13 protein-coding genes and 1 rRNA gene are annotated in these 16,194 nt (G+C 69.8%); 4 read left to right on the top strand and 10 right to left on the bottom strand.

Annotated features, from left to right (window positions below; translation table 11 throughout):
• Positions 1–88, top strand: a 5S ribosomal RNA gene (gene rrf / locus ACIBK9_RS26525); the annotation flags it as partial.
• A 326-nt stretch (positions 89–414) separates the two neighbouring features.
• Here the strand turns inward: rrf and ACIBK9_RS26520 are convergent.
• The 5 genes from ACIBK9_RS26520 to ACIBK9_RS26500 form a co-directional block, all read right to left on the bottom strand.
• Positions 415–1,656: an IS256 family transposase gene (locus ACIBK9_RS26520; protein ID WP_397161699.1), complete on the bottom strand. Its 1,242-nt coding sequence runs from the start codon at positions 1,654–1,656 to the stop codon at positions 415–417.
• 743 nt (positions 1,657–2,399) lie between these two features.
• Positions 2,400–2,855, bottom strand: coding sequence for a hypothetical protein (locus ACIBK9_RS26515; RefSeq protein ID WP_397161698.1), 456 nt, complete (start codon positions 2,853–2,855; stop codon positions 2,400–2,402).
• Positions 2,856–3,343: 488 nt separating this feature from the next.
• Positions 3,344–3,655: a MerR family transcriptional regulator gene (locus ACIBK9_RS26510; RefSeq protein ID WP_397161697.1), complete on the bottom strand. Its 312-nt coding sequence runs from the start codon at positions 3,653–3,655 to the stop codon at positions 3,344–3,346.
• Between the two features lie 56 nt (positions 3,656–3,711).
• On the bottom strand, positions 3,712–4,146 hold the full coding sequence (locus tag ACIBK9_RS26505) for an Hsp20/alpha crystallin family protein (RefSeq protein WP_352361771.1): 435 nt from the start codon (positions 4,144–4,146) through the stop codon (positions 3,712–3,714).
• Between the two features lie 98 nt (positions 4,147–4,244).
• A complete protein-coding gene (locus ACIBK9_RS26500; protein WP_397161696.1) occupies positions 4,245–5,015 on the bottom strand; it encodes a PhzF family phenazine biosynthesis protein in 771 nt (256 codons plus the stop codon).
• Between the two features lie 170 nt (positions 5,016–5,185).
• Between ACIBK9_RS26500 and ACIBK9_RS26495 the strand changes: the two genes are divergently transcribed.
• Positions 5,186–5,569 (top strand): cell division protein SepF, encoded by a 384-nt coding sequence (locus tag ACIBK9_RS26495; protein ID WP_352320833.1) that lies wholly within the window; start codon positions 5,186–5,188, stop codon positions 5,567–5,569.
• 6 nt (positions 5,570–5,575) lie between these two features.
• On the opposite strand, the gene ACIBK9_RS26490 is transcribed toward ACIBK9_RS26495, so the two are convergent.
• From ACIBK9_RS26490 to ACIBK9_RS26470, 5 genes are all read right to left on the bottom strand, one after another.
• On the bottom strand, positions 5,576–6,868 hold the full coding sequence (locus tag ACIBK9_RS26490; RefSeq protein ID WP_397161695.1) for a hypothetical protein: 1,293 nt from the start codon (positions 6,866–6,868) through the stop codon (positions 5,576–5,578).
• A gap of 162 nt (positions 6,869–7,030) precedes the next feature.
• Complete coding sequence (gene argS / locus ACIBK9_RS26485; RefSeq protein WP_397161694.1) at positions 7,031–8,758, bottom strand: arginine--tRNA ligase; 1,728 nt, start codon at positions 8,756–8,758, stop codon at positions 7,031–7,033.
• Positions 8,755–11,046, bottom strand: coding sequence for an HAD-IC family P-type ATPase (locus tag ACIBK9_RS26480; RefSeq protein ID WP_397161693.1), 2,292 nt, complete (start codon positions 11,044–11,046; stop codon positions 8,755–8,757). The genes argS and ACIBK9_RS26480 overlap by 4 nt, the downstream gene beginning before the upstream one ends.
• A 41-nt stretch (positions 11,047–11,087) precedes the next feature.
• Positions 11,088–12,107: a phosphate acyltransferase PlsX gene (gene plsX, locus ACIBK9_RS26475; protein ID WP_397161692.1), complete on the bottom strand. Its 1,020-nt coding sequence runs from the start codon at positions 12,105–12,107 to the stop codon at positions 11,088–11,090.
• 155 nt (positions 12,108–12,262) lie between these two features.
• Entirely contained in the window at positions 12,263–12,823 is a 561-nt protein-coding gene (locus ACIBK9_RS26470) for a DUF1707 domain-containing protein (protein WP_397161691.1), read from the bottom strand.
• Between the two features lie 175 nt (positions 12,824–12,998).
• Between ACIBK9_RS26470 and ACIBK9_RS26465 the strand changes: the two genes are divergently transcribed.
• Both ACIBK9_RS26465 and ACIBK9_RS26460 read left to right on the top strand, forming a co-directional pair.
• On the top strand, positions 12,999–14,315 hold the full coding sequence (locus ACIBK9_RS26465) for a lysine 2,3-aminomutase (protein WP_358298713.1): 1,317 nt from the start codon (positions 12,999–13,001) through the stop codon (positions 14,313–14,315).
• 465 nt (positions 14,316–14,780) lie between these two features.
• Positions 14,781–15,704: a hypothetical protein gene (locus tag ACIBK9_RS26460; protein ID WP_387681374.1), complete on the top strand. Its 924-nt coding sequence runs from the start codon at positions 14,781–14,783 to the stop codon at positions 15,702–15,704.
• Positions 15,705–16,194: the final 490 nt, after the last annotated feature.

Raw genomic sequence — 16,194 nt, 5'->3', positions numbered from 1 at the left:
CGGTTACATTCCGAACCCGGAAGTTAAGCTTCTCTGCGCCGATGGTACTGCACTCGGGAGGGTGTGGGAGAGTAGGTCACCGCCGGACAATCTTTGGGAAGGGCTCCGACTTCGGTCGGGGCCCTTTCTGCATTTCCGGGGTGTTTCTTCCATTCCGGGTGTGGTGGCGGTGCTGGGGGCGGTGCTGGTACAGGGGCCGGCCGTGGCGGGCCCACTGGGCCCCCGGACCCCTGGGCCGCTTGGAGGTGCGCTGTTGCAAGGCGCAGATGGCGCTTTCGGTGCGAACGAGCCCGTGTCAGCCTCGACATAAATGGGCGGAATCACCTGGAATCGCCAGTGAAGAAGCCCTCATCCTCGGTCACGTCCACGGTCGTGGTGTATGAATCGATCTTCGCGTGATCCTGTCTCTGCAGGTTAAGCGGTGAGTGTCTGTGGGATCTGGTTCTGGGCGGGTGTGTCGCCCGGGATCACCCGCATCCGGGCTTTGGCCAGCACGTCCAGGCCCATGTAGCGGCGGGCTTCGGTCCATTCGTCGGTCTGCTCGGCCAAAACGGCGCCGACCAGGCGGACGATCGCGGCCCGGTCGGGGAAGATGCCGACCACGTCGGTGCGGCGGCGGATCTCCTTGTTCAGCCGCTCCTGCGGGTTGTTGGACCAGATCTGTTTCCAGACCTCGCGGGGGAAGGCGGCGAAGGCCAGCAGGTCCTCGCGGGCGCCGTCCAGATGCTCGCAGGCGGCCGGATACTTGGCCTCCAACGCGTCGATCACCCAGGCGTGCTGGGTGTGGACCTGCTCGCTGGTGGGCTGGTCGAAGATGGTACGCACCAGCGTGGCCACCCATGGCTGCGCCGATTTCGGGACGGTGGTGAGCAGGTTGCGCAGGTAGTGGGTGCGGCAGCGCTGCCAGGCCGCGCCCGGCAGGCTCGCGCCGATCGCCTCGACCAGTCCGCGGTGGGCGTCGGAGATCACCAGCTGCACGCCGGACAGGCCGCGCGCGACCAGGCCGCGCAGGAACGCCAGCCAGCCCGCGCCGTCCTCGGCCGAGGTGACCTCCAGCCCGAGGATCTCCCGCTGCCCGTTGGCGTTCACGGCGGTGGCGACCAGGGCGTGCACGTTGATCGTGCGGCCGCCCTCACGCACCTTCTGCGTCAGCGCGTCCAGCCACACGAACGTGTAGGGGCTGGCGTCCAGGGCGCGGGTGCGGAACGCCTCGACCTGCTCGTCCAGGGTCTTGGCCATCTGGCTGACCTGGCTTTTGGAGATGTGTTTGATGCCGAGCTGCTCGACCAGCTTGTCGACTCTGCGGGTGGAGACGCCGAGCAGGTAGGAGGTGGCCACGACGCTGATCAGCGCCTGCTCCGCACGGCGGCGCCGCTCCAGCAGCCAGTCGGGGTAGTAGGAGCCGCTGCGTAGCTTCGGGATCGCCAGCTCGATCGTTCCGGCGCGGGTGTCCCACTGCCGGGCCCGATAACCGTTACGGGAGTTGGTCCGCTCGTCGCTGCGCTCGCCGTACGGCGCCCCGCACAGGCCGTCGGCTTCGGCCGACATCAACGCCTCGGCCATGGTCTTCACCATGGATCGCAACAGATCCGGATCGTCGGTCTCGATCTGCTTCGCCAGCCATGCAGCGGGCGTCACACTGTTGTCTGCGGCCATCGCTTTGATCTCCTTCTTGTTTGCACTCGAAGGATCACGCGATGGCCGTGTTCATTTCACGGCCGCCACGCTTGTGACCAGGTCAAACTCGTACACCACTCTCATGGACGTGGCCCTCATCCTCCTCGCCAGGGCGCGTGGGTGCATGCTGCTTCAGCATGCCGTTCCGCAGCATCCACACCCGAAAGAACGACTCCGCTTGATCCATCAAGAAGACCTGGACGGCGGTTGGGCATCGCCAGGCGATGCTCTGGACTCGGTCAAGAACCGCGGGCAGATCACCGTGATTGAGCGTCCCGGCCCACACGCTGCATTCGGGGAACTTCCAGCCACCCCATTGCGAATCCTGGCCGGTCGTCCCGGTCTGGAACCCACATCCCGTTCCGGGCCGGTCTCGCCGCGGAGCCTCGTCCCGCAACCAGTTTCCCCCCTACGCGCGGCTCCTGGCAGCCGCGCCATAGAAGCAGACCTGCCTTCGGCGATGACCGGGACTTCGCGATGACCGGAACGAGGTGCTGTCAGCGAAGTCCTGCTCATGCCTGGGACTTTGTCCCTGTCGGCCATGCCCATCAGTGCTGTTGCCGGCCTGTCGGATGTCCCCACTCAACTGTCCGGACTGGTGGCGTAGCTGTGCACTCCAGGAGCCGGGCTTGTGTTGGCAGAGGATCTGGGCTGGGTGTCAGCGCGAGCTTGGTGAGGCTCGGCAGATTGGCCGTTCTGAGGCCATGGCAGTTGGCTGGAGGTCAGGGGTGGGCGAAGAGGGTTAGTGTGCAGCTGGAGGCGATGGCCAGGGTGCGGCCCGTGGGGGAGAAGCCGGCTGTGCGGAGCTCGCAGCCCTCTTCGCGGTGGATGTGCCACCAGGTTGATCCGGGTTCGTCGCGGTAGGGGTCACCGCCACTGGACAGCAGGACGCTTTCGATGGGCCAGTCGGGGGTGACGACATCGACGGACCATCCATTCGTGGTGGTGGTGTGCAGTCCGCCGCCCAAGAGGCCGGAGATCTTGATGGGGGTTCCTGTCAGAGGTCCTATGCCTTGGCAGGTGAGGGTGTAGTCGTCCGGCCAGGCTGGTTCTGGGTCGGGGTCGCGTGCTGTGCGCCGGCCGGTGACGCAGTTGAGGACGCCGCGTCCCTGGTGAGAGGTCACGAGGATGAGGTCCTCGCCCGATTCGGGGTGTACGGCGAAGCCGACGCCGGTCAAGCCTCCGACCGCTACTGGCGGCAGGGGGCGCCAGGGTGGGGGCGGGGGTTGGAGTTGAGCGCTTCGGAACCGGGTGCGCAGGTGTTCGTGGTGGGGGTTCATGGCGGGCGAGTCCTGTCGGGGTCGGGCGGTGGTGCGGCAAGGGCGCATCCTATGTCCGACAGGTCGGGGCGGCGTGTGTGCCTGGGGCGGCCTGGTGGCGGGGGTCGGGGGGCGACGATTGAGCCGGCAGCCGGCAGCCGGCAGCCGGCAGCCGGTAGCCGGTAGCCGGTAGCTGGTGGCCGGTAGCTGGTGGCCGGGGGGATCGGGGGCGCGATTACCTGCGGTGGTGCGGCAGGCGGTGGGGATGGTGGAGGGCGGGCAGCTCGGCGCTGGCGGTCTGGGCAAGCTCTAGAAGGCTGGTGCTCGTCGTCGGTATCGCCCAGGGGGTCCGCTGGCCTTGTGGCGGGAGAGGAGGGGAAGCGCACCTCGCTCAGGGGCACCGCATGCTAAGTGGGCTCGCCGAGGCGAGTGCGGGCTTCTTTGAGTTGCCGGCGGACGTCGGCGAGTTCGCGTTCGAGTTCCAGGATGCGGCGGATGGCGATCAGGGTCATGCCCTGGTCGGCGAGGTCGGTCACGTGCTGGACGATCAGGATGTCGCTGCGGGAGTAGCGGCGTTGGCCGCCGGACGAGCGGCTCGGGCTGATGACGTCGTGTTCGTCCAGGCGGCGGAGGTAGGCCTGGCGGACCTGGAGCATCTCGGCGACCTGGCCCAGAGAGTAGAGCGGGGCGTGTTCGTCGTCGAAGGGCAGCGCGGGCATCGTGGCCTCCTCGGGGTTCGGGGGCGGGGCCGGGATGCCCCGCCCCCGGCGCCGGGTCAGGCCCGGATGGCCTTCGTGTCGTTGCGCCGGATCTCCACCTTGCGCGGTTTGGCGCGTTCGAGGACCGGGATGCGCACGGTGAGCACGCCGTTGGCGTAGCCGGCGTCGATGCGGTCGCTGTCGAGGTGCTCCGACAGGTAGACGCGCCTGGTGAACGTGCCCATCGGGCGCTCGCGGACGAACAGCCGTTCGTTCTCCGCGATCTCTTCCTCGCGACGGGCGCTGACGGTGAGGACGCCCCGGTCGACGGTCACCTCGATGGAGTCCGGGTCGATGCCGGGCAGGTCGAAGCGCAGGACGACGTCGTCGTCGCGGCGCAGGCCGTCCATCGGCATCGTGGCGGCGCCGCCGTTGTCGAAGGTCTGGCGGGCCAGCCGGTTGAACTGGCGCTCGAACTCCTGGAAGAACGGGTCGATCGAAGTCAGCAGCATGGTTCCGAACCTCCTGCTTCTGTCGTGGTAGCTAACCTCCAACTCGATTTGTAGGTTAGACAGCCGAGTGGAGGGAAGCAAGGAGGGTAAGGAAGTTTTTACCCGGGCGTGAGGAGTGTGCCGGTGAGGATGGTCACGGCATGGCCGGCGAGGTGGACGCGGTCGCCGTCGAGGCGGGTGTGGACCAGGCCGCCTCTGGCGGACAGCTGCGCACCGGTCAGAGCCGTGCGGCCGAGCCGCGCGGACCAGTACGGCGACAGGGCGCAGTGGGCCGAACCCGTCACCGGATCCTCGGCGACGCCCACTTGGGGAGCGAAGAATCGTGAGACGAAATCCGTGCCGGTGCCGCGGGCGGTGACGATGACGCCGCGCGCCTCCACTGCCGACAGGGCCGGGATGTCGGGGCGCAGGGCGCGTACCGTCTCCTCTGAATCGACCTCGACCAGCAGGTCCAGGTCGCTTTTCCCGACCCGTACCGGGGTGGCTCCGAGCGCTTTCTCCAGGCCGTCGGGAACCGTGACGGGCGTCACCTCCTTGGCCGGGAAATCCATCGTGATGAGGTCTCCGGCGACGCGATTCACCGTTAGCGTTCCGCCGGCCGTGCGGAATTCGACGGGGCCGGTCGCGGCGCCGGTCGAATACAGAACGTGAGCGGTCGCCAGCGTGGCATGACCGCAGAGAGTGACCTCGACCACAGGGGTGAACCACCGCAGGGAATCGCCGAGCAGGAAGGCGGTCTCGGAGAGGTTCATCTCGGCGGCTACGCTCTGCATCCACCCATCAGTAACCGGAGAGTCCAGCAGGCAGACACCTGCGGGATTACCCTTGAAAGCTGTGTCGGTGAAGGCGTCTACAGTGAACAGGCGCATGTGGCCGATGCTATACGGGGGGGACGGATATCCAGATGCAAGCGGGTTGCAAGCCGTACAAAATGGAATTAGGGCTGGGCGTGTCGCGTGGCGAATGCGGAATCGTCGGTTACCGTCCAATGTGTAGGGACGTGCCGATTACGGTGAGTTCCTGAGGAAAGGACAAGCCGATGGGGGCAGTGCGCAAGGTGGTGAACTACCTTGGCCTGAGCGGGGTCGATCACTACGACGACGGCTATGACGACGACGAGCACTACGAGGACGAGTACGTTCCGGCGACGGAGCGGGCCGCCCGGCGGTGGCGCGCGAACGTCGACGCGTCGCGAATCGTCATGGTCCAGCCGCTCAAGTACAACGACGCACCGTTGATCGGTCAGCACTTCCGTGACGGGCAGACGGTGATCATGGACGTCACGGGCATGGCGATGCCCGAGGCGACGAGGATGGTCGACTTCGCCGCCGGGCTCGCGTTCGGTTGCGAGGGTCGGATCGAGCGCATCGCCGATCGCGTGTTCCTGCTCGCGCCGGCGCACGTGGAGATCGAGACGACCTGATCGGGTCTAAGCAGCGCGCGGGCCGCGACGAATCAGCCGGGTGAGCTCGGCTGCATCGTCAGCGGCCTGTTTCGCGCGCGCGTCCGCTTCTCTGGCGTAGGCGTGCAGGGCCCAGACGGCGCCCTCGGCCAGCTCCTTCAGCTCGTTGACCTGGCCGGCCACGTAACGGGCGTCGGCGACGATCGTCTTGTGGCGCTGCCAGAGCTGCCAGCCGCCCAGCCCGAGCATGGCGACCCCGGCGGCGGCCAGCAGGAGCGAGGCGCTGAACGCCGCTCCGGCCAGGCACGCGACACCCGCCACGATCAGCACGAACGCGGCCCACGGCCGGCCGCGCGGCACGACGCCCTCGGTGAGGATGGCGTGCTCCGCCGTGGCGATCGAGGTCTCGTCGGGGCCTTCGGGGCGCAGGTGGATGCGGTGGCCGAGCAGCGGGACGGTCAGCGTGGCCGGCGGCGTCAGCCGGCTGTCGGCTTCGAGCTCCTCGGCCAGGCCGCGCAGGATGGGCGCGGCGACGTGCAGGGCGATGGCGGCCAGGTGCGGGTCGGCGCCGGGACGCAGGTCGTCGAGCAGGTGGGAGATCAGCGAGGCCATCGGGCCGGCCGGGCCGCCCTGCCCGATCTGGGCGCGCAGGACCGCCAGCGGCTCGTCCTCGGCCCAGGACGCGGCCGGGCTGGCCGAGCTGTTGCTGAGCGGGGCGGCGGAGTCGTGGTCGGCCTGCCGGGCCGAGGTGATCTCGGCGCAGCGGCCGCGCAGCCTGGCCAGGCGGGCGGCCGCGACCGCCGGACGGGCCAGTTCGGGGATTTCGGCCATCTCCGGGAAGTCGGCCAGCGACGGCGGCACGACGACCGCGGGCTCGCCGGGCACCAGCGCCTGCACCCACTCCTCGACGTCGGCGTGCTCCTGCACGGCCAGCGCGTCGAGCTTGCGCAGCACGAAGATCTTGCCGGCCGGGCCGTAGGCGCCGCGGGCGGCGGCCAGCCAGAGCGAGCGCTGGCCGTGGGTGACGGGACGGTCGAGCGACAGCTCGCCGAAGGCCGTGCCGAGCCAGGAGGCGTGGATGCGGCTGCCCTGCCCGGACACCGCCAGGGCCAGGCACAGGAAGAGCGCGGTCTGCTGCTGGTCGCGGCCGGCGGCCCTGCTCAGTGGTTCGAGCGGGTCGTCGCCGGCGAGGATGGCGACCAGTGCTTCGACGGCAGGGGGCAGCCAGTGGCCGGGTATGTCGCGAAAGCCCGGAGCGGCGGGAGGAGCGGTGCCATTGGCGGCGAGGTGCGCCAGCAGCGCCTCGGCGTAGCGTTGCAACTCCGTCGCTGCTTGGGGGCTCGCAGTCAGGTCCGTGCTCAAGGCAGAGAACTCCCCCATTTCGGCCTCAGTTCATGACCGCGTAAAGCCTAGCCGTTAGGGCGCGCCAACCCGGTGGAGGCGCGCCCATGACGGAACGGGAGACTTTGAGCCAACTGCCTGTTACATACGGTCGGGGACGGGGACGCCCAGAAGGTCGAGGCCGGTTTCGAGCACGCGCAGGGTCAGCGCGCACAGGGCCAGCCGCGAGGCGCGGGTCTCGGGCTCGACGTCGGACCGCAGCACCGGGCACTGCTCGTAGAACGTGCTGAACAGGCTCGACGTCTCGAAGAGGAAGTTGCACAGCCGGTGGGGCTCGGAGCGGGCGGTGACCTCTTCGATGAGCGTGCCGAAGCCGAGCAGGTGCAGGGCCAGGGCGCGCTCGGCGGGCTCGGCCAGCAGGATCGGGGACGTGGCGGCCGCCGGCTCCATGTCCGCCTTGCGGAAGATGGACCGGATGCGGGCGGTGGCGTACTGCATGTAGGGGCCGGTGTTGCCGGTGAAGCCCAGCATGCGGTCGTAGTCGAAGACGTATTCGCTGTCGTGGCTGACCGACAGGTCGGCGTACTTGACCGCGCCCATGCCGACGGCCAGGGCGATCTCGTTGCGGGTGGCCTCGTCGTAGCCGCGTTCGGCGATGGCCGCCGAGGCCCGCTCGACGCCCTCCTGGAGCAGGTCCATCAGCTTGATGGACTCGCCCGACCTGGTCTTGAAGCGGCGGCCGTCCTTGCCGAGCATCATGCCGATCTGGACGTGTTCGGCCGAGACGGTGTCGGGCAGCCAGCCGGCCATCTGCGCGGAGGCGAACACCATGCGGAAGTGCAGCGCCTGGTCGGCGCCCACCACGTAGAGGATGCGGTCGGCCTTCAGGTCGTGGACGCGGTAGCGGATCGCCGCCATGTCGGTGGAGGCGTAGCCGTAGCCGCCGTCGCTCTTCCTGATGATGAGCGGCAGGGGCTTGTCGTCGGAGCCGGTGAAGCCGGGCGGGAACAGGCAGAGCGCGCCCTCGCTGTGGACGGCGACGCCCGACGCCTCAAGGTCGGCGCAGGTCTTCTCCAGCATGGGGTTGTACATGCTCTCGCCGGCGAGGTCGGCGTCGGTCAGCGTGACGCCGAGCAGGGAGTAGACCTTGTTGAAGTAGCGGACGGTGGCGTCCATGAAGACGTGCCACAGGCGCATGGTGGCCGGGTCGCCCGACTGGAGGGTGGTGACCCGGACCCGGGCGCGCTGCTTGAAGCCCTCGTCGGCGTCGAACTTGGCCCGCGCCGCCTGGTAGAACTCGGTGCCCATGCCCGCTTCGAGCTGGGCGACCGCGGCCGGCTCGCCGATGTCGAGCAGGTGCTCGATGAGCATGCCGAACGGGGTGCCCCAGTCGCCGAGGTGGTTCTGCCTGATCACCTTGTTGCCGAGGTGTTCGTGCAGGCGGGCGAGGGAGTCGCCGACGATGGTGGTGCGCAGGTGGCCGACGTGCATCTCCTTGGCCGCGTTGGGCGCGGAGTAGTCGATCACGATGGTCTGCGCGGGCGTGCTGGTGCCGACGCCGAGGCGCTGGTCGTCGCGCATGCCCGCGGCCTGGGACTCGATCCAGGAGTCGGCGAGCGTGATGTTGAGGAAGCCGGGGCCGCTGACCTCGACCGTGCCGGGGAAGTCGGACAGCTCGGCCTTGATCGCCTCGGCGACCTCCCGCGGGGACCGTCGCAGGCGCTTGGCCAGGCTCATCGCGACGTTCGCCTGGAAGTCGGCGAACTGGGAGGGCCGGATCAGCGGGTCTGCGTCGGCGTGCTCGGCGCCGAACGCGTTGGCCAGCGCCTGCTGGACGCGCTCGGTGAGCACTATCTGCGGGTCGGTCATGTTCTAAGGGTACCGGCGACCTTGACCGCGATGCTGATCGCCGCAGCGGCCACCAGGGAGATGCCGACGGCCGTCAGGTCGTTGCTGAGGTCGCCGGGGGCGAGGGCGAAGAAGCGCCGGACGGGCGGCAGCGACAGGGCGAGCGCGAAGAGCCCCGCCATGGACGCCAGCAGCGTGATCCGCCACCAGTTGAGCGGCCTGGTGATCAGCACGAGCACCCACCAGGTGGTGAGGAAGAGCGTGATCACCGCGGACGTCTGGTCCTCGGTCAGGGTGGAGGTGCCGCTGTGCGCGGCCCAGAACGACAGCAGCACCGCGATCGCGCACAACACCCCCGCCGGCACGGCGAAGCGCAGCACCCGCCGGACGAACCCCGGCCGCGCCCGTTCGAACGTGGGCGCGAGCGCCAGGAAGAACGCCGGGATGCCGATGGTCAGCGCGTTGGTGAGGGTGGAGTGGCGGGGCGCGAACGGGAACATCACCCCGGCCACGCCGACGGCCAGCGACAACACGATCGCGTAGAAGGTCTTGGTGAGGAAGAGGTTGGCGACGCGTTCGATGTTGGCCAGCACCCGGCGGCCCTCGCCGACGACGTGCGGCAGCGTGGCGAACTTGTCGTCCAGCAGCACCACCTGGGCCACCGCCTTGGTGGCCGGGCTGCCCGCGCCCATGGCGATGCCGAGGTCGGCGTCCTTGAGCGCGAGGACGTCGTTGACGCCGTCGCCGGTCATGGCCACGGTGTGCCCGCGGGCCTGCAGCGCGCCGACGAACTGCCGCTTCTGCTGCGGGCTGACCCGGCCGAACACGGTGTGGGAGTCGAGCAGCTCGCCGAGCTTGACGGGGTCGTCCTGGGGGAGCGTCCTGGCGTCGATGGAACGGTCGCCGCCGGGGATCTTCAGGCTCATGGCGATGGCGGAGACCGCCTCCGGGTTGTCGCCGGAGATCACCTTGACCGTGACGCCCTGCTGGGCGAAGTAGCCGAGGGTCTTGAGCGCGTCGGGCCTGATCCGCTGCCTGAGGGTGACCAGCGCGACGGGCTCGACGGGCCCGCCGTCCTGGGCGGCCCGCAGGTCGGGCGTGCGGCACAGGACGAGCACGCGGGTGCCGGTGGCGGCCAGCTCGGCGGCCCTGTCGTAGCCGTCGCCGTCGTGCAGCAGCACGTCGGGGGCGCCCAGCAGCCAGGCGCCGTGCCCGCCGAAGTCGGCGCCGCTCCACTTGCGGGCCGAGGAGAAGGGCACGGACGAGGCCGCCGCCCAGCCGTCGGCGGGGGCGGGGTAGCGGGCCCTGATGGCCTGTGCGGTGGCGTTGGGACGGGCGTCGAGGTGGGCCAGGGCGGCCAGCGCGGGCTCGACCGGCTGGCCGTCGCGCAGCGGGAGCACCTGGTCGAGGTCCATGCCGCCGGCGGTGAGGGTGCCGGTCTTGTCCAGGCAGAGCACGTCGACCCTGGCCAGGCCCTCGATCGCGGGCAGCTCCTGGACCAGGCACTTGCGCCGGCCGAGGCGGATGACGCCGACGGCGAACGCGATCGAGGTCATCAGCACCAGGCCCTCGGGGATCATGGTGACGATGCCGGCGACCGCGCCGGTGATGGCGGTGGAGAAGTCGGCGGAGTTGTGCAGCTGGCTGTAGATCAGCAGGGCGCCGATCGGCACGACCAGCCAGGTGATGTACTTGATGAAGTTCGCCACGCCCTCGCGCAGCTCGGAGTGGGCGAGGTGGAACTTGCTGGCCTCCTCCGCCAGCCGCACGGCGTAGGCGTCGGTGCCGACGCGGGTGGCGACGTACGCGCCGGCGCCGGCGACCGCGAAGCTGCCCGACAACACCTGGTCGCCGGGCTTCTTGTGCACCGGGTCGGCCTCGCCGGTCAGCAGCGACTCGTCGACCTCCAGGCCGTCGGAGTCGACGACCTCGCCGTCGACCAGCAGGCGGTCGCCGGAGCCGAGCAGGACCAGGTCGCCGAGGACGACCCGGTGCGGCTCGACCTCCTGCTCACGGCCGTCGCGGCGGACGCGGACCGGAGCCTCGTTGATCACGGCGAGCTTGTCGAGGGTGCGCTTGGCGCGCAGCTCCTGGACGATGCCGATCAGCGCGTTGGCCACGATCACCAGGCCGAACAGGCCGTCCTGCCACTCGCCGAAGATCAGGATCAGCGCCCAGAGCACGCCGATGACCAGGTTGAACAGGGTGAACACGTTCGCCCTGATGATCGCGCTGAGCGATCTGCTCGACCGCCGCGGCACCTCGTTGGTCTTCGCCCCCGCCACCTGTGCTGAGGTGAGGCCGTCCACATTTCCCCCGTTCCTGTGGATCGGTCTCACACACTACGGCGTCACCAGAGTCTGTGTGAGCGATGCGTGGCGGCGACCCGGTCGCCGATCCTGGCGACGATGCCGCCCGCGGAGAGGTCGGCGGCGACCTGGCAGGCGGCGCTGATCGCGGGCGCCCTGGAGGAGCCGTGGGCGATCACCACCGTCCCGTTCAGCCCGAGCAGGACGGCGCCGCCGTGGGCCTCGGCGTCGAGACGTCTGCGCAGCTCGCGCAGGCGGCCGCGTTGCATGAGCGCGCCGAACTTGGCGATCCTGCTCTCGCCGATGGTCTCGGCCAGCTCGCCGAAGGCGTACCGGACCGCGCCTTCCATGGTCTTGAGGGCGACGTTGCCGGTGAAGCCGTCCGTGGTGACGACGTCGACCTTGCCGGTGAGCAGGTCGTGGCCCTCGACGTTGCCGGTGAAGCGGATGCCGGGGGAGGACTGCAGCAGTTCGTGGGCGCGTTTGACGAGCTTGTTGCCCTTCTCCGCCTCGCTGCCGATGGTGAGCAGGCCGATCCGGGGCTCGGGGATGTCGTAGGCCAGCTCGGCGTAGGCCGCGCCGAGGTGGGCGAACTGCACCAGCATCTCCGGTTTGACCTCGGCGTTGGCGCCGGCGTCCACCAGGAGGGTGGGGGTGGGGAGCGTCGGGAGGGCCACGGCGATGGCCGGTCGCAGGACGCCCTGCTGGGCCTTGAGCCGGAGCCTGCCGGTGGCGACGATGCCCGCGGTCGAGCCGGCCGACACCACGGCCGAGGCGTCGCCGCGGCGGACGAGGTGGCAGGCGATGGCGATGCTGGAGCGCGGGCGGCGCAGGCTGGCCAGGGCGCCTTCGTCCATGGCCAGGGCCTCTTCCGCCCGGACGATGGGGACCTCTTTGGTGGCGTCGTGGTCGGCCAGGGCCTCGTACAGGATGCGGGGTGAGCCGACGAGCACGATGGGCAGCTTGCGCTCCCGTACGGCGTGGACCGCGCCGGCCACGATCTCGTGGGGAGCGTGGTCGCCGCCCATGGCGTCGAGCGCGACGGGCCTGCTGTCGGACAATGGTCACCTCGTGGGACAGACGAGCCCGCCGTCGCCCGGCCGGGCCGGTACGCGGGCTCGTGTATGTCCGCATCGTAGGCAGGCCGGATGTCAGGTCGACCGGCGGGTGGACCTCCCTGCTTCCCCGGCGCGGCGGTTCCAGTCGCGGGGGCCCGTCAGTGGAGGTTCCAGTCGTCGAGGCCGCGGGTCACGACGACCTTGGAGAACTTCGACGAGCCGGTGACCCGGATCAGCGGGCCGTCGCCCGCCGAGCCGCCGCTGACGTTCCGCTTGCCGAAGATCGAGCTGCCCTCGTCGATCACGTGGGCGTTCTCCGGCACCCGGACGATCATCTTGCTGAACTTCGCGTCGGTCTCGATGGTGATCTCCCTGCCGGGGAGCACGGCGTCGGACAGGTCGATGACGAGGGCGCCGAAGCGGGCCGACAGCCTGGTGCGCCGGGAGGCGACCCAGCGCCCCTTGCGCACGATCTTGCTGAACTTCGAGCTGATCACCTGGTGCTCGATGGCCTCGGGCAGGGCGGACGGGGCGGACACCGCGGGCAGGTCCCGGGTGAGGGGGACGAGCTCGCCGATCGTCTTCGCCGTGTAGGCGATCTCCAGACGGTCGGCGTGCTCGACGCTGGTGAGTCTTCCGGTGGCGAGCGCGTCGCCCAGCAGGGCCGCGACGCGGTCGCGGTCGGCGTCGGAGGCGCGCAGATCGAGATCCTCGGTCACGATGAATCAGTGTATGTCGAATCGCGATATGTCGCGAGTGTCAAACCTGCAAGGAAACTTGGAGCCCAGTGGAACCGGGGACGCGGCGCGTCGCGTCCGGATATTAAGAACCGTAGACGCGCGACTGGGTCGTGAGGTTTACACGCGATCGAACAAAAAAGATGGGAAAGGCCTAGTGATCTTGAACCAGGCAGGTACGCGACGCTTCAAGGCGTACACGTCCAAGCACCTCGACGAGCTCCTGCGACGGGCGGGGCTGGACGACGAGGAGCGGCTGAGGGTCCGCGCCGTGGCCACGGTGCTGCCCTTCCGGACGAACGCCTATGTCGTGGATGAACTCATAGATTGGTCGGCGGCGCCCGACGATCCCATCTACCGCCTCGTCTTCCCGCAGGAGGACATGCTTCCCGCCGCGGACGTGGCCAGGCTGGCCGATCTGCTCAAGGCCGAGGCGCCCAACAGCGAGGTCCAGGCCGAGGCCAACCGCGTACGCGCGCAGCTCAACCCGCATCCCGCCGGGCAGAAGGAGCTCAACGTCCCGAGGATGGGCGACGAGCCGGTGCCCGGCATGCAGCACAAATATCCAGAGACAGTGCTGATCTTCCCTAAACAGGGGCAGACCTGTCATGCCTACTGCACCTACTGCTTCCGGTGGGCGCAGTTCATCGGGGACGCGGACCTGAAGTTCGCCTCCGACGACATCGACCGGATGGTGTCCTACATCCGCCACCACCCCGAGGTCACCAGCGTCCTGATCACCGGCGGCGACGCCATGATCATGGGTGAGCCGGTCATCAGGCGCTACATCGAGCCGCTGCTCGGCCTCGACCAGCTCGAATCGATCCGCATCGGCACCAAGGCGCTGGCCTACTGGCCGCAGCGCTTCACCACCGATCCCGACGCCGACGCCACGCTCGGCCTGTTCCAGGAGGTGGTGAAGGCCGGCAAGAACCTGGCGTTCATGGCCCACTTCTCGCATCCGCGGGAGCTGGAGTCGCCGCTGGTGGAGTCGGCGGTCGAACGCATCCTCGGCAGCGGGGCCACCATCAGGACCCAGGCGCCGCTGATCAGGTCCATCAACGACGATCCCGCCGTGTGGTCGTCGATGTGGCGGCGGCAGCTGCGGATGGGGCTGATTCCCTATTACATGTTCGTCGAGCGCGACACCGGGCCGCAGGACTACTTCGCGGTCCCGCTGGCCCGCGCGTACGAGATCTTCAGGGACGCCTACTCGACCGTCTCCGGGCTCTGCCGTACGGTCCGGGGGCCGTCCATGTCGGCCACGCCGGGCAAGGTGTGCGTGGACGGCGTGACCGAGATCGCCGGTGAGCGCGTCTTCGTGCTGCATCTCATCCAGGCCCGCGACCCGGAGCTGGTCGGGCGGCCGTTCTTCGCCCGGTACGACCCGTCGGCGGTCTGGCTGACGGATCTGCGGCCGGCGTTCGCCGAGCGTTTTCCGTTCGAGCCGGCCGACGCCTTGCTGCCCATCTGAGTGGTCGCGTTCTCGCGCCACCGTCCCTGAATTGTGCGCCCCCGGCCCGCGACATTTGTTAATGCGACCACTTGTTCGCGGGCCGTGCGGGCGCACGTCGGTGTCGCGGTCCCGATGGTGATCGGGTCCGCGCGGAATCGAAATCAAAACCGGGGTATTTCCCGTTTTGTCTCTCCGCTCAACGCTCCCCCTTTACTCGGTAACCGGGCTGCAAACCCTGCTACATGGGCTTTCCGGCCGCCTGCGGGCGATCACCGTGAGTGATACAACTGCTTCCGTAGCTCAGCCGTGACAGCACGCTTCGTGTGGTGCCCATAGCGTGTGCGCCACGGCATTCGGGGGTTATCGATTCGCATTTCCACCGCATTCGAGAGCGATCGATCACGAGCCGGGAAGGCAATCATGAATCGAGTAGTCAAGGCGGCCGTTGCCGTCACAGCATTCGGCTTGGCGGCGGCTTTGGCCGTGCCAGCTCAAGCAGAAGTTCAATTCACTCACACCGCCAAGATCGTCCCGCTGGACGGCCTGGGCGGGGGCACCAGCGGAGGCCCGCTCGACCTGCTCGGCGGGCTGCTCGGCGGCGGGCTGCTCAGCAGCCTGGGCGGCGGCCTCGGCGGCCTGACGGGGGCCAACAAGGCCAAGGCGGCGGACGCCGCCGGCGAGGCCAGGGCGCGCGACATCGCCGACGAGAACCGGCGCGCCAGCCTGGCGATGACGCCGAACGCGGCCGAGGACGTCACCCAGGCGAGCGGCCCGCTGCCCGAGCTGTCGCCCATCCTCGGCAGCGGCGCGATCGGCGGCGGCGGCCGGGGCCTGGCCAAGTCGCTGCCGCTGCTCGGCGGCGCCCGCATGGCGCAGCCGCTGGTCAAGGGCGCGCCCCAGAGCAACGGCGGGCTCACCGGCACGAGCGCCCCGCTGCGCGGCGCCATGGACACGATGACCGCCCTGGCCGGGGCCTCGGTCGGCGGCGCGATGGGCAAGGTGGGCGGCGGCGCGCTGCTGCCCGGCACGGGCTCCGGCACGGCCGGCACCGCCACCACGAGCATGACGGGCGCCACCAAGGGCCTGCGCGACCTGTCCATGGAGTCCGGGATGGGCGGGCTCACCCGCGCCGCCAGGATGGCCCTGCCGCACGCGTCCGGCGGCGAGCTGGCCCCGATGGTCGGGCAGGTCGCCCCCGTCGAGGCCGCGCCGGTCGTCGAGGCGCTGCCGGGCACCACCCGGACCGCGTCCGTCGACGAGATCACCCCGCTCATGCAGGACACCGCGGGCTTCGTCTCGGCCAACGGCTCCAAGGCCGCCGGCTCCTACAGCGACATGGTCTCCGCCCTCGGCTGGAGCAGCGACGCGCTGACGAGCTCGGTGCGGGGCTCCTGGGTGCGCGACTGAGGCGAGCGCGGCGCGTCCCGGACGTGTCGCGGACGTGACCCGCGCGGGCGCGTCCCGGACATGACGTGACGACGCGCGCACGCGGCCCCGCCGAGGGCCGTGCGACGGTTCGCCGGCGTCCAAGGTGCCGACGTTCGCGAACCGGCCGTGACGGCCGTGAGGTGGCCCGCGTTCAGGTGCCAGGTTGTTCCCGCGACGGCGGGTTCCCGCTCTCCCCGGCGTCGGTGGACGCCCGCGGAACGACGGGGGCGTCGTCGCACCGACAGGACAGGCCGATGGGGTGCGCTCACAAGGTGCCGAGCGCCCCGACGGCACTGCCGCGCGTCGGTCGCGGGTCCGCCGCTCGGGCGGACGGGCCCGCCACGGGTCTGGGCGGATGCGCTCCAGCCCGGGGGTTCACGCGCGAGCCGCCGCTGACTGCAGGGCAGCGGCGCCGCGCCGAGCCCGCCGCCGGCCCCGCCACGGGGTCGGCGGCCTTCTCTTGTCCCCC

This window comes from Nonomuraea sp. NPDC050227 (assembly GCF_044459705.1).
In the GTDB taxonomy this organism is placed as follows: domain Bacteria; phylum Actinomycetota; class Actinomycetes; order Streptosporangiales; family Streptosporangiaceae; genus Nonomuraea.
This window is presented reverse-complemented; position numbering and strand designations above follow the sequence as displayed.